At 59.5% G+C, this 12,818-nt stretch carries 13 protein-coding genes and 3 pseudogenes; 7 read left to right on the top strand and 9 right to left on the bottom strand.

Annotated features, from left to right (window positions below; all coding sequences use genetic code 11):
• Window positions 1-67: 67 nt before the first annotated feature.
• Entirely contained in the window at window positions 68-826 is a 759-nt protein-coding gene (locus tag V1289_RS15640; protein ID WP_334397749.1) for an SDR family NAD(P)-dependent oxidoreductase, read from the bottom strand.
• Between the two features lie 104 nt (window positions 827-930).
• A pseudogene (locus V1289_RS15645) lies at window positions 931-1,194 on the bottom strand (TetR family transcriptional regulator); the annotation flags it as partial.
• A gap of 262 nt (window positions 1,195-1,456) precedes the next feature.
• Here V1289_RS15645 and V1289_RS15650 point away from each other — a divergent pair.
• Window positions 1,457-1,615 carry a hypothetical protein gene (locus tag V1289_RS15650; protein ID WP_334397750.1) on the top strand — a complete coding sequence of 53 codons (159 nt, stop codon included), beginning with the start codon at window positions 1,457-1,459 and terminating at the stop codon, window positions 1,613-1,615.
• Window positions 1,616-1,746: 131 nt separating this feature from the next.
• Here the strand turns inward: V1289_RS15650 and V1289_RS15655 are convergent, their stop codons facing one another.
• Window positions 1,747-2,022 carry a hypothetical protein gene (locus tag V1289_RS15655; RefSeq protein WP_334397751.1) on the bottom strand — a complete coding sequence of 92 codons (276 nt, stop codon included), beginning with the start codon at window positions 2,020-2,022 and terminating at the stop codon, window positions 1,747-1,749.
• Window positions 2,023-2,611: 589 nt separating this feature from the next.
• Between V1289_RS15655 and V1289_RS15660 the strand changes: the two genes are divergently transcribed.
• Entirely contained in the window at window positions 2,612-3,784 is a 1,173-nt protein-coding gene (locus tag V1289_RS15660) for an acetyl-CoA C-acetyltransferase (protein ID WP_334397752.1), read from the top strand.
• A 301-nt stretch (window positions 3,785-4,085) separates the two neighbouring features.
• Here V1289_RS15660 and V1289_RS15665 read toward each other — a convergent pair.
• Window positions 4,086-5,120: pseudogene (locus V1289_RS15665) on the bottom strand (IS110 family transposase).
• A gap of 193 nt (window positions 5,121-5,313) precedes the next feature.
• Here V1289_RS15665 and V1289_RS15670 point away from each other — a divergent pair.
• The 4 genes and pseudogenes from V1289_RS15670 to V1289_RS15685 form a co-directional block, all read left to right on the top strand.
• Window positions 5,314-5,613: pseudogene (locus tag V1289_RS15670) on the top strand (AMP-binding protein); the annotation flags it as partial.
• Window positions 5,614-6,904: 1,291 nt separating this feature from the next.
• Window positions 6,905-7,300 carry a carboxymuconolactone decarboxylase family protein gene (locus V1289_RS15675; protein ID WP_334397753.1) on the top strand — a complete coding sequence of 132 codons (396 nt, stop codon included), beginning with the start codon at window positions 6,905-6,907 and terminating at the stop codon, window positions 7,298-7,300.
• Between the two features lie 29 nt (window positions 7,301-7,329).
• The gene (locus V1289_RS15680; RefSeq protein WP_334397754.1) at window positions 7,330-7,458 is read left to right on the top strand and encodes a hypothetical protein; all 129 of its coding nucleotides are present in this window, start codon (window positions 7,330-7,332) and stop codon (window positions 7,456-7,458) included.
• 156 nt (window positions 7,459-7,614) lie between these two features.
• Entirely contained in the window at window positions 7,615-7,767 is a 153-nt protein-coding gene (locus V1289_RS15685; protein ID WP_334397755.1) for an SDR family NAD(P)-dependent oxidoreductase, read from the top strand.
• Between the two features lie 262 nt (window positions 7,768-8,029).
• Here V1289_RS15685 and V1289_RS49730 read toward each other — a convergent pair whose 3' ends face one another.
• Both V1289_RS49730 and V1289_RS15690 read right to left on the bottom strand, forming a co-directional pair.
• The gene (locus V1289_RS49730; RefSeq protein ID WP_442896011.1) at window positions 8,030-8,245 is read right to left on the bottom strand and encodes a DUF6894 family protein; all 216 of its coding nucleotides are present in this window, start codon (window positions 8,243-8,245) and stop codon (window positions 8,030-8,032) included.
• A 281-nt stretch (window positions 8,246-8,526) separates the two neighbouring features.
• Window positions 8,527-8,913 (bottom strand): SDR family NAD(P)-dependent oxidoreductase, encoded by a 387-nt coding sequence (locus V1289_RS15690; protein WP_334407484.1) that lies wholly within the window; start codon window positions 8,911-8,913, stop codon window positions 8,527-8,529.
• A gap of 541 nt (window positions 8,914-9,454) precedes the next feature.
• Between V1289_RS15690 and V1289_RS15695 the strand changes: the two genes are divergently transcribed.
• A complete protein-coding gene (locus tag V1289_RS15695) occupies window positions 9,455-9,907 on the top strand; it encodes a nuclear transport factor 2 family protein (RefSeq protein WP_334397756.1) in 453 nt (150 codons plus the stop codon).
• A gap of 214 nt (window positions 9,908-10,121) precedes the next feature.
• On the opposite strand, the gene V1289_RS15700 is transcribed toward V1289_RS15695, so the two are convergent.
• From V1289_RS15700 to V1289_RS15710, 3 genes are read right to left on the bottom strand one after another with little or no spacing between them, the layout of a single operon-like run.
• Window positions 10,122-10,763, bottom strand: a complete 642-nt coding sequence (locus tag V1289_RS15700; RefSeq protein ID WP_334397757.1) for a 3-hydroxyacyl-CoA dehydrogenase family protein — start codon at window positions 10,761-10,763, stop codon at window positions 10,122-10,124.
• A 3-nt stretch (window positions 10,764-10,766) separates the two neighbouring features.
• On the bottom strand, window positions 10,767-11,648 hold the full coding sequence (locus V1289_RS15705; RefSeq protein ID WP_334397758.1) for a 3-hydroxyacyl-CoA dehydrogenase family protein: 882 nt from the start codon (window positions 11,646-11,648) through the stop codon (window positions 10,767-10,769).
• The gene (locus V1289_RS15710) at window positions 11,645-12,811 is read right to left on the bottom strand and encodes an acyl-CoA dehydrogenase family protein (protein WP_334397759.1); all 1,167 of its coding nucleotides are present in this window, start codon (window positions 12,809-12,811) and stop codon (window positions 11,645-11,647) included. Before V1289_RS15710 ends, V1289_RS15705 begins: the two co-directional genes overlap by 4 nt.
• Window positions 12,812-12,818: the final 7 nt, after the last annotated feature.

The raw sequence follows: 12,818 nt of genomic DNA on the forward strand, positions 1-12,818 counted from the left end.
GATGCGCGCCGGGAGGATGGGTCCAGGCTCCAGTGCGCAATTGCCGGGACTCCGGCAGAGTTTGCCGTTAGCGAGGCGCCATGCGGATGGCGCCGTCGAGGCGGATGGTTTCGCCGTTGAGCATCGCGTTCTCGACGATGTGCACGGCGAGCGCGCCGTATTCGTCGGGTTCGCCGAGGCGGGCAGGATGCGGCACCTGGGCGCCCAGGCTCTTGCGAGCTTCCTCGGTGATACCCATCATGAGCGGCGTGAAGAAGATGCCGGGCGCGATCGTGTTGACGCGGATCTTCAGGCTGGCGAGATCGCGCGCCGCCGGCAGCGTGAGGCCGACGACGCCGCCCTTCGAAGCGGAGTAAGCGATCTGGCCGATCTGCCCCTCATACGCGGCGACGGAAGCGGTGTTGATGACGACGCCGCGCTCTTCGCCGATGGTCTCGGCGGTGGCAAGGCGCTCGGCGAACAGGCGCAGCACGTTGAAGGTGCCGATCAAATTGACGTTGATGATGCGAGCGAACTTCTCTAAGGGATAGACGCCGTCGCGGCCGACCACGCGCTGTGGACCGCCGATGCCGGCGCAGTTCATCAGCACCCGCGCAATGCCGTGCGCGCTTTCTGCCTTGGCGATCGCCGCCTTGACCTGCTCTTCGCTGGTGACGTCGGCATGAAGCGCGACGCCCTTCACTTCCGCCGCAACCTTCTCGGCATTCTCCTTGTTCTGGTCGAGCACGCCGATCTTGGCGCCCTTCGCGGCCATGGCGCGGGCGGTCGCGGCACCAAGACCAGAGCCACCGCCGGTGATGAGAACGACAACATCTTTCAACTGCATGAGAACCACCTTTCCTTGAGCATTTCTTTCATTAGACTTTAAACTTGTTACCCGGCCGGAACCGCTGCCCTTTCATTCTTCGGATTGAGCATGCCGTCGAGGATCTAGGCTTCCATGTGCTTGATGTAATCGCGGCAGACTTCGTCGGTGACCGGGCCGACGCCGACCGCGCGACGTCGCGTGACGGCCGAAGAGCAGATGATCGCAGACGCCGGTCAGACTGGTGTAGAACAGCACTGGTCGATCTCGCGGAGCCCGCCGGCCTTGATGCCTTCCGCAAGCAGCCGGCGTTGGGAATCCAGGAGCGGCGCGACGAAGAATTTCGACACCTCGTCGACGCCTCGCCGCTCGTGCAGGAGAAGAGCAATAGACGCGGCGGAACAGCGAATCCTCCAGCCCAGTACCGACGAGTGCGCCGAGCGGAACGGCGAGGCACTCGACCACAAAGCCCGCCTCTGTCCCCACTGCGGGATACACGCCGCGGCGCCGAATGCGGCGAGCATGAACCCGTGCGCGAGGTTGACGACGCCGAGCGCGCCCCAAAGCAGCGTGAGCCCAGATGCGACCAGGACGTACAGTCCGCCATTGGCGACGCCTGCCAGGACCTGGGCCAGCAATAATGACCAGTTCATGTTGTCCACCCTGCACAGCCGTCATCGCACCCACAGTGTTTTGCATCGGATGCGTACCGATGGCTGGAGCCACCTCGTCGACATCGAGACCCGTTTGGCCGAACTCCTCGCTTGCGACGGCCTTGCCAAAATACGCGGGGACGTCGGCTTCATGTAGCCGCCCAGCCAACCGTCCTGTCACCGCGCGCATCAGCATGTAGATAGTTGGCGCCACCGAGAACACGCCAGGCTGATTGCCTTTCATCGTGATCTTCTCAGCGGCCGGGATCGCCCAGCACATCGGCATCTTCAGCTTTCCGGAGATGGACTGCTGACCGTCGACGTCGCGCCGGATGAAACTGGCGAAAGCAACATTGCTGCGCCCTGCTGCCCAAGCATGCTTGCCTTGTCGATCGTCCGCTGGGGCTTTGTTCCGTCGTCCCGATATTGAGAAGCAACGGGCCGGCCGGCGAAACGCTCCTTGCTGCTGAGAGTCCGAGTGCCCGCGTGGCCCTTCGGCTCGTCATTAGCCGCCACAGCGCAGCCGATGTAACCGAGCAGGATGCGCTTGCTTTCGTCCACCATGTTGGCAGGCAGTCGATCGACTCTGCTCTCCGCGGACGAGGCCGCCAGCTGGTGAAATATCGTAGGAGACATTCTTCGCCCTCGGTTCAGTCTGCACTTAGAGCGGCCGAGCGCAAGCTCGTCGCGAACGTCGCGAACCTGCACTGACGAACCGTCCTTGGTCTGCTTCTTCCATGTACGGTCCTTCTTTAGGTCACACGCCCGCAAGACGTCGCCATATCCGTCAACTGAACGCTAGTTCAATTTCAAATGATCCCTTGGGTCAACCATAAAGGATCGAACTGGAAATCTATAAAGGCTTGGCCTATGACAACCAAAGGCAAGACCAAGACTGCGGCAGCGACAGCCGTGGGCGTGGGGTCCTCGGAGGTCGGGCGCAACTGTCCTTGCAGGAATTGTGGCTTTCCCCTTTGCGCCAAGAACTGCTGTACAGATCCTCACTCGTTGACACCACTACAGATCAAGGATGATTGGTACGGATATTTTTGAGCGTAAGGCTTCAACGCCCGCCATTGACTAGATACGGAGCCGCCCTTTAAATCCGGCCCATCTCTTTTGAAACCCAATCCAGAACATCAGGGAGAAAGACATGGCCGAGGCCTATATCGTCGCCACCGCCCGCACCGCCGGCGGCCGCAAGGGGGGACGTCTTGCGGACTGGCATCCGGCCGACCTCGCCGCGACCGTGCTGGATGCGTTGGTCGAGCGCACCGCCGTCGACCCAGCGCAGATCGAGGACGTGATCATGGGCTGCGTGATGCAGCTCGGCGAGCAGTCCAACAACATCGCCCGCAACGCCATCATGGCCTCGAAGCTGCCGGAGAGCGTGCCGGGCACCTCGATCGACCGCCAGTGCGGCTCCTCGCAGCAGGCGCTGCATTTCGCCGCGCAGGCGGTGATGTCCGGCACCATGGACGTGGTGATCGCGGCCGGCGTGGAATCGATGACGCGCGTGCCGATGGGCCTCGCCTCGCAGCTCCCCGCCAAGAACGGGTTCGGCCATTACAAGAGCCCGGGCATGGAGGCGCGTTATCCCAACATCATGTTCAGCCAGTTCACCGGCGCTGAAATGATGGCGGAGAAGTATGGGCTCTCCAAGGACGAACTCGACGAGTACTCCTACAACAGCCACCAGCGCGCGATTGCCGCGACTCAGGCCGGCCATTTCAAGAACGAGATCGTGCCGGTCAAGATCACCCGCGCCGACGGCTCGACCGACACCCACCACATCGACGAAGGCATCCGCTTCGACGCCAGCCTCGACGGCATCAAGGGCGTCAAGCTGATCGCCGAGAACGGCCGGCTGACCGCGGCGAGCGCCAGCCAGATCTGCGACGGCGCCTCCGGCGTGATGGTCGTCAACGAGAGGGCCCTGAAGTCGCTCGGCGTCAAGCCGATGGCGCGCATCCACCACATGACCATGATGGGCCATGATCCCGTCATCATGCTGGAGGCGCCGCTTCCGGCGACAGAACGCGCGCTGAAGAAGGCGGGCATGAAGATCGACGACATCGACCTGTTCGAGGTCAACGAGGCGTTCGCCTCGGTGCCGACCGCGTGGCTGAAGACCACCGGCGCCGATGCGGCCCGGCTCAACGTCAATGGCGGCGCGATCGCGCTCGGCCATCCGCTCGGCGGCTCTGGCACCAAGCTGATGACGACCTTGGTCAACACCCTGCAGCAGCGCAACAAGCGCTGGGGCCTGCAGACCATGTGCGAAGGCGGCGGCATGGCCAACGTGACGATTGTTGAGCGGCTATAGGACGCTTCAACAAAAATGGTGTCGTCCCGGCGAAAGCCGGGACCCATATGTGGACGGCCCCCGTGGCACAAGAGCTTTTTGACGTGATCGGATCGCTTGCATCCATATGTCCGGCCTGTTGATGCGATCGGATTGATCGCTGGCCAAGATGGTTTGCGCGAGGCGAGTTCCAAACAACCTGGCGGCCTGCTAGCGGCCAATGGGTCCCAAGGATTGTCTCGCATCGTTGATTGACCGATCCTCCATCTGCTCTTGCAGCTCCGGGTCGGCCGGTGGGCGAACCCGCCGGCCGGCCAATCTGTTAAGCGGCGAATGTCGGGATGGCATTCATCCGTGCGGCATCGTAACTCTCGCCTGTCGCCATCAGCTTCCAGGCGATGCGGGCAACCGAGCGCCACGGCGGCCAGCTTTGGCGGCTTGCGCTTAAGCAGCGCGACCAGCCAGCGCGAGGGATGGCCGCGGCCGCGCCGAACCTGCTGGATCACACCGCGGTCGCTCCTGCCACGAGCAAGCGGCGCAGGTCCTCGTCGCCGGCCCGCGTGATCTTGCCAAGCCTTGTCTTGCCGGCGGTCGAATGATCCTTGGGTGTGAGGCCCAGCCAGGCCGCAAAGTGCCGGCCGGAGCGGAACGCACGCGGATCGGGCGTCTTCATCACCAACCTCGTCGCAATGATCGGGCCGATCGAGGGGATCTGCGCCAAGCGCCGGCTGAGGGCATCAGCCCGGTGCCAGGCCAACAGCTTGGCCTCGATCTGCTTGAGTCCGGCTTGTAGCCGCGCATATTCGCGCCCCGGTACCGCAAACAGTTCGCGCGCCATTGCGGGCAGGCTCTCGTCCTGCGCAATCTGCGTCAACAGCGGCTCGATCTTGTCGAGGCCCTTGGGCGCGATCAGGCCAAACTCTGCCGCGTAGCCGCGGATCGTGTTGCTCAGCTGGGTGCGCCGGGCGATCAGTCCATCGCGGATTCCCGTCAGCATCAGCGCAGCCTGTTGCTCGGCCGTCTTTACCGGCACAAACCGCATGCTCGGCCGGCTCATCGCTTCACACAGCCCTTCCGCATCCCGCCAGTCGTTCTTGTTCCGTGATACGTAGGGCTTCACCAACTGCGGGGCCATCAGCTTCACCTCATGCCCGAGCTTGGAAAGCTCCCGCGCCCAATATTGCGACGCCCCGCAAGCCTCCATTCCGATCACGGTTGGTGGTAGGTTGGCAAAGAACTCCAGCATTTGCTTGCGCGAAAGCCGCTTGCGCAATACCGGCTGCTCGGCGGCATCAACCCCATGCAGCTGAAAAATATGTTTCGGCGTATCCATTCCAATGCGGATAATCTGCTTCACGGACGGCTCCCTTGTCTGAGATTTGCAACATTCTGGCACACTTGATGCCGTAGGGGGCCGTCCACCTCATCAACCATAGAACAATGTTGCTAGGCACAGCTGGGGTTCCAGCTCAGTCCGACAATAGAAAGCATTTGTTACCGGTTCCGACTTTCGCCGGGACGACCACTTTTGATTCCTTGAGGAAACACGCATGACCCATCCGTCCATCCACGCGCGCACCCATGCCGAACAAGATCGCCTACCAGATGGCGGGCACCGGCAAGACGACCACCTATCGCAAGCTCAACGAGCTTTCGAACCAGGTCGCCCACCTGTTTCGCTCGCTCGGCCTGAAGGCCGGCGACCACACCGCGCTCTTGATGGAAAGCCGCTTCGCCTTCATGGAGATCTGCTGATCCGCACAGCGAAGCGGGATCTATTACACGCAATCGGCCGCTACCTGACCGAGAAGGAGATCGCCCACATCGTCAAGGATTCCGGCGCGGCAGTTCATACATGTTCTTCGAGTATCCCGCGGACATCTCTTCCGGACATACAATTGGGACGACGGTATTTGAAGAATTGTACCGGCTGCCCACTAGCTTTACCTGATTGGAAGGCACCAATCGAGGAAAATCAATCCGCTCTGCTTCGAACGGTTCATCGTGACCACCACGCCACTCGTTTAAGAGGGAAAGAAAGATTGTCTCTAGAGCGCCTGTCTCAGCCTTTGACCTTCACCCACGGCCCGATTATGCCGAATTGCCTCGCGCTCTCGCCGATAACAAGCGATCAGGCTTTTGCCTGATAGACGTGTTGAGGCGGATGAGTTTCGCTAAATTCGTATGAGGGCAGAGGGCGGATTTGGTATGGTGATTATCTCCGCTTCCTAAGTTCAGCCAGATGGCAAGGGCGCCGCTAGTCAGACAGGCATCTGGTCTGACGCCCACCTCGAAGGCTTGACGCCGTCTGTCCGGCTTAGGCGCGCGTAAGACCGATCGGCTGGGTCGAGGAGTGGATCTCTGGAAACAGGTGAACCAAAAAGCCGGACAGGGGCCGCATCGACCGATGGCTCGTGAGAGCCATCAACCGAGCTGACGCGCAACGCCTTATTCGGCGGAGGACAAGATCCGCATTATGATGGACGGCTTACGCGGGCGAGCCACGTATAGAGCCGGTAGCTTTCCGTTTGAGGTCTTCACGGCTCGCCGATTTCCTTTGCACGGTTTCGAGACTTGGCTGTTCGAGCCGCCGGCAAGTCCCATCGCCTGTGTGATCTCATCGGTCTGCTGCGTCCAAAGGTGAAGAATCTCGTCAAGCTAAGCGAGACTCAGCTCGCTTAGGTTCGAACCTCCTGCTGGGCACTCGTCAGATAGGTGCGGCTCGTGCTGCACTCGGCTACCTATCGGCCGATGCTCGTCCTCCGGCTAGGAACGACAGGAACTAGCCGCCCGCAGGTTCGGATCTTTACTTTGAGATCGCTCATCCGCGTGTCGAGCGCCCGATCGAGAGGGCCGTTACGCCTGTTCAACTGATCGGTGTCGCATTCGTGTCGGCCGCCCCCAATCAGGCCCTCTACGTCGGTTTTGATGAACAATTGACGGACGCTCTCGGCTACCGCGCGCGGAAAATCGCCACCACCGACCTTCTGCAGGCGCTCGTTTATTGGCAGTCTGACCATCGAGCCGAGCGCACTACAATCTATCGCGTGAACGGGATGCTCCCGCGATGGAGGGAATATTATTGAAGCAAAGCGCTCTAAGTGCTGAACCGACAGCCTCAGCAAATCAAGAACAACCACGATGGCCCGCCTACCCCATCTCGAAGCCGACCAGGCCGCGCCCGAATATCGCGACATGCTCCAGCGCAACACCAATTTGCACAAGCCGCTGGTGAACTCGCCGGACATGGCGCGCGCCTTCAGCGGCATGGGCGGCTATATCCGCTTCAGGAGCAAGCTCGACCCGCGGTTGCGTGAGGTCGCGATCCTGCAGGTCGGATGGCTGGAGAAATCGGAATATGAGTTCACCCACCATGTGAAGATCGGCAAGGAGTTCGGCGTCACCGACGACGACATCCAGGCCATGATGGCGGAGACGGAAGGAAAACCGTCGAAGCTGGAACCATTGGCAAGGGCCATCCTGCGCGGCGCGCGCGAGATAGTGGGCGAGCTCGCGATGTCGGAGGCGACCCGCTGAGATCAAGCAGCACCTCACCGGACGAAGAGATGACCGACCTTGTCCTCACCATCGCGTTCTACTGCGCCGTGGTGCGCGTGCTCGCCACCATGCAAATCGACAACGAGCCCTACTACAAAGAAGTACTTCAGCAGTACCCAATCCCGGGAGTGAAGTGACATGCGCCTGAGAGATCGCATCGCCATCGTCGTCGGCGCCGGACTGAGTCCCGGCGAAGGTATCGACAACGGCCGCGCCTTCCACCACGCTGACCTTTGCGCGCGAAGACGCCAAGGTGCTGTCCGTCGATCATCATCCGGATTTGAACCGTTGACATGATCGCGGCCAAGGGCGGCACCGCGGTTGCGTTCAAGGCGGACGTGAGCAAGAGAGCCGACATCGAGGCGATGGTCCGGGACGCCTGCGACCGCTGGGACCGCGTCGACATCCTGCACAACAATGTCGGTGTCAGCCTGTCCGGACGGTGACGTTCATGCTAGTCCACAATCTGGCATTCCTTTCAAATTATGTGCAGCTGCCAAGTATCGCCATCGCCATCAATGAATAGGGCTCGGTAAGAGAGCTGTGCGACGGCAAACGGTGTAGCCGTGAGTGTCGCGCCCGGCGCAATTCCGCCGTGCTGGAGCTAACGCGCGTCTCAAAGCCGGGTCGACTCGGGACCTGAAGGTCATCCTTCCACGTCGGCCCGGGTTCGCGATATGGTGCCGAAGCGCGCTGATGATCTATGGGTTACCGAAGTTTCCGAGTAGATACTTCAATCCGAAAAACAGGCACTTCCCCGTCGAGAACTTCTAAGCACCATCCCTCTGCCGGCAGGATGGCATCGCCAATGGTTCGCGCTAGTTCGATCGCGCCGCGCCACGCAGCGTGATCGTCGTGCATTTCCTCGCCGTTCTTGTCTTGGTGCGAGTGCCCATAAAAAATGTGGAAGAAGTATCTCGGCATGCCTCAAGCCCGCAATGGCATTTTTCTAGAGGATTAAGACCGAGGCGGAATTGGATAGAAGCGAATATTTCTCAGCATCCTACTGAACACAATTCATCACACATGCGCGTTGCTGAGAGTTACTGCTGTGAGGGCTGAGCCCAGACTGGGTCCGGCACACCTTTGTCCCGAAACGGCGCAGCTTGCTCTGCTCGCGGCGTGGCGATACTATCAGATATTCTCCGATGCTTTCCGGCCGATGCCTCCTTCCGTTCCGTGGGCAAACCGCGGGCCCCAATCCTTCACCGCTGCTGCAACGTGCCGCGCTCGTGCTGCTGACGGGCAGTTCCTCGAAGCCGAGCAGCTTGCTTCTGAAGTAGAATGCCGGCGTTTTTGACGACACCATCTAGCCTTCCAAACGCGTCGACCGCTTGCTTGACGATTCTGCTGGCCAGAATGGCTTCGGCGACAGTCTCGAAGTTAGGCACAGCCGTTCCGCCGGCTTTGCGGATTTCCTCCACAACCTCCTCGGCCGGCGCTGCGTCTGTTCCAGCGCCATCAGGCGCTCCGCCGGGGTCGTTGACCACGACCTTGGCGCCCTCAGCCGCACAGACCAGCGCGATCTCCCGCCTGATACCGCGCCCTGCGCCGGTAACAATGACGACTTTGTCCTGAAGTGATTTTGCCACTCCCTGAACGAAGCTACGACGCTCAGATCGGGATCGATCCTTGCCCCCTATGTGATCCTCCGCTAGCTTGGCCGAATATTCGTTCAGAGTATTGTCCGTAGCCGCGAGGTTCATCAATGCGCGAACCTCAATACCTTCCTCGCTCCTCGAAGCGCGAAATCAAAGCTTCGCTTCACCCTCTGCTCACGTTTTTTCGATGTCTCCGATTTCGTCGAGAGCTCGATGGTACCGGCGATTAAGATCGTTGCGTCGCTTCTGGGAGGCGCTCTGGGCTGCGCTCCGAGGGAGCCCCCATTCTCTGCTACCGCGCCAAGCTATGTGTTCAACGATGGTGACGGAGGTCGAGGAGAATAAGAGGAAGCTGCTGTTCAAATTCGGTCGCTGACAACCTTGCCGATTTCTGCACAGTCAGGCAATTGGGCGCTACACCTTGCAAGTTTGGCATATGATGCACTAACTTGATTTGAATGATGTGTCGCCGCTCGAGTCCTGTCACCGTACTGCTGCGGCCGCGGGTCCAGCTTTCGCGTAGGAGGTACCGATGAAGAACAGTAATGAGAAAAACACCGTGACTTCCGCAAACAAAGCCAAAATCGAAGCTGCATTGAACGCCTTGATGGCCGGGGACCCGACAGACATAAAGAAACTTCTTGCCGAGGACGTCGAGTGGACAATCCCCGGGAATTCGCTTATCTCCGGAACGATGCACAGTCTGGCCGAAGTGTCCCAGAAGGTGTTTCGCCCGTTCGAGGCACGGTTCTCGCGATCTAAGGATCGGTTCCGACTCCGGAAGATTCATGGCATCTACGCTGACGGTGACACCATCATTGCGCACATGGACGGCTCGGGACTGGCAAACGACGGGAAACCCTACACAAACAGCTATGTGTGGCTTCTCACCATGCGCAACGGAAAGGCGACGCGCGTGACCGCCTTCCTCGATAGCTACGCGGTTGACGATTTGTGGCGTCGCGTTCAGCCCGCTGAGAATTGAGACCGCAGCACGATCACGCAGTGCCTAACCCCAGCTCACTCCTTCTGCAACGTCTTCAGAGACCTCGTGAGCAGATTTCAAATATCCTTTTGTCCGCGCCGTTTGCCCCGCTCAGCTCTTAAATTTACCTGCACCACGCGCAGACGGACGTGCCTCGCCGCCCAAGATGGCATTTCTTTCAAGCCACACGTCTCATGACTGAGCTCCAGGGCTGTCACTTGTCGGCTTTCTCATTGCGCCGGGGAAACCGAGCTGCCGCGATGGCGCGCCGTGGCGGCGCGTAGGCAGGCGTCCCATACGTCTCAAACAACGCTTGAGTCCTCGCATAGTGATGCTTCAACCCACCGCGGATGACCCGCTCAATCGGGCCATCCGGATAGCCGAGCCCCAGCTTGCACGTATTGTCCATATCCTGCTGCGTTGCCAACCCTTCATCGATAAACCGAAGAGCGGCGTTGTATTTCGCCAGGACCAGCCGGTTGATAATACGACCAATCTGATCGCTCGAAACCGAAACCTGGAGTTCGCGAAATTGAAAGAATTTCCGTGCGATCGAAATGATCTTCTCGCCATGAGCGGCTTGCTTGACGAGCTCCACCAAGTTGGAAGGGGCATCGTCCCCGTTCCGGTATCGGACAAAACCAAGGACATTAGGGATGCCTTCCTCGCCAACATGCTCCGCCAATGACTCATCGCCGAGTTCGATCAGGATCAACGCTTTTGCGACATCCTCCTTGAATGGCACCCCGCTATAAAGCACGACTTCCGCTCGCTCGATATGTGTCTCTCCTGCGTGAAGGGGATCGGTATCGGGAAATGATCGGCTTTCGCCGTTCAAAAAGATCGCATAACGCATCAGTCAAGCTCCGAACATCGCGTTGCCGTCGTAACTGAAGAAGCCGCGCCCTGATTTACGTCCGAGTAAACCGGCGGCGACCATCCGTCTCAGCAGCGGAGGGGCTGCGGCTCGCGGATCAAGTGTAATGGGATAGAACGCCTCGCAGAGGCGGATCTGTGTGTCCAGGCCGACCAGATCGACGAGTTCGAGCGGCCCCATTTTATAACCGAGCCCTACCTTGATTGCCGTGTCGATGTCAGCGGCCGAAGCAACCCCCGCTTCCACGGCACGAATGGCGTCGTTATTGAAGGGAACCAGCAGGGCGTTAAGAATGAAGCCCGGCTTATCCTCCGTCTTTACGGGTGCTTGGCCGCAGGCTTCTGTCCATTCCCAAGCTGTCTTGAAGACCTCTTCGGAGGTCAAGATTCCCGGCGACATCTCGATCAGCTTCATCAGCTGCGCCGGAAGGCAGAAGTGCATGCCAACGACCCGTTCGGGACGGATCGATCCGGCCGCAATCTCCGTGATCGAAAGCGTAGACGTGTTGGATGCGAAGATGGCGTTCTCCGCACACACCGAACCAAGCCGTTTCAGAAGATCGCGTTTAATGCCGAGATCTTCAAATACGGCTTCGACTACGAGATCACATGATTCCAGATCGCCGATGTCGGTGGTTTGGCTCATGACCGCAAGAATCCCGTCCCGCGTCTCCGGCTTCAACTTGCCGCGCTCGACCGATCTTCCGAGAAACACCGCCGATTCTTTTGCAGCCCTTTCGAGACTTTCGCCAGACCTGTCGTAGGAAATGGTCAGAAAGCCGGCACGCGCAGACACAAGAGCAATGCCCGCTCCCATTGTTCCGCCGGCACCACAGACTCCGACCGTCTTGATCTGCCTTCTCATTTTGTCGCAAAGCTCCGTCCGATCAGCTGCCGATGCACCTGATTTGTTCCTTCCCAAATCTGAGTGACCTTTGCGTCTCGCATGAGACGCTCCACGCGATAGTCGCGGCAGTAACCATATCCCCCATGCATCTGGACAGCCTCTGTCGCAACCCGCATCGCAAGATCGGACGCACGCATCTTCGCCATCGACGCTTCAAGACCGAAATCGTCGACGCCGGTCTCGATTAGATCGGCCAGATAGTCGAGCCACGCGTCCGTCATCGCGAGATCGGTCGCAAGGTCGGCAAGCAAGAATTGATTGGCCTGAAACTCGCTGATCTTGCGGCCCGATTGCCGCCGCAGGTTCATGTAGCTCATCATATCCTTAAAGGCAGCCATGGCGATGCCCATCGCGTGTGCTGCAACGCTCGGCCTAGACCTGTTGAGCGACTCAAGCAAAATCGCCAATCCATCGCCCGGCTTCCCGACAAGGTTTGCCCGGGGAACACGGCAGCTGTCGAACCTCAGAGCCGCCGTCGAGGAGCCGCGATGTCCCATTTTTTGCTCAAGGCGCAGCACTTCAAATCCAGGCGTTCCCTTCTCGAGAACAAGAACCGATATACTCTTTTTGGGATCGTCGATCTCTGAATATTTGCCAAACAGCAGAATACGATCGGCCACGTCACCACTTGTAATGAACAGTTTCGAACCATCGACAACGACGGCGTCACCATCGGGACGAAATGTCGTCTTCATACCCGTGGCGTCCGATCCCGCGGATTCCTCCGTGATCGCCAGAGAAGCAAGACCGCCTTTGGAAATAAGCGGCAGCAGCCGGTGCTTCTGTTCATCGGAGCCGAATTCGATCAGTGGCTTCATCGCATGAAAGTTCGTGGCGTAAATGATGCCCGTTGACGCGCACGCTTCTGAAATGCGCCGGACAACCGCCAGATAGAGTCTGAACGACATAGGAACGCCGCCGTAAGCTTCCGGGATGAAGATCGTGTTCAAACCAAGCGTGTTTATCGCTTCGACGCTCGCCCAAGGAAACTTGCCGGTCTCGTCCACATGAGCCGCATTGGGAGCGATGACCTCCTCCACAACGCGGTCGACCTGATCCAGGAGCAAGCGCTCGTTCTCGTTCCACTTCCTCCGGCGCTCGATCTGTTCGAAGATTTTCATTAGAGGT

Source organism: Bradyrhizobium sp. AZCC 2289 (assembly GCF_036924615.1).
Taxonomy (GTDB): Bacteria; Pseudomonadota; Alphaproteobacteria; order Rhizobiales; family Xanthobacteraceae; genus Bradyrhizobium.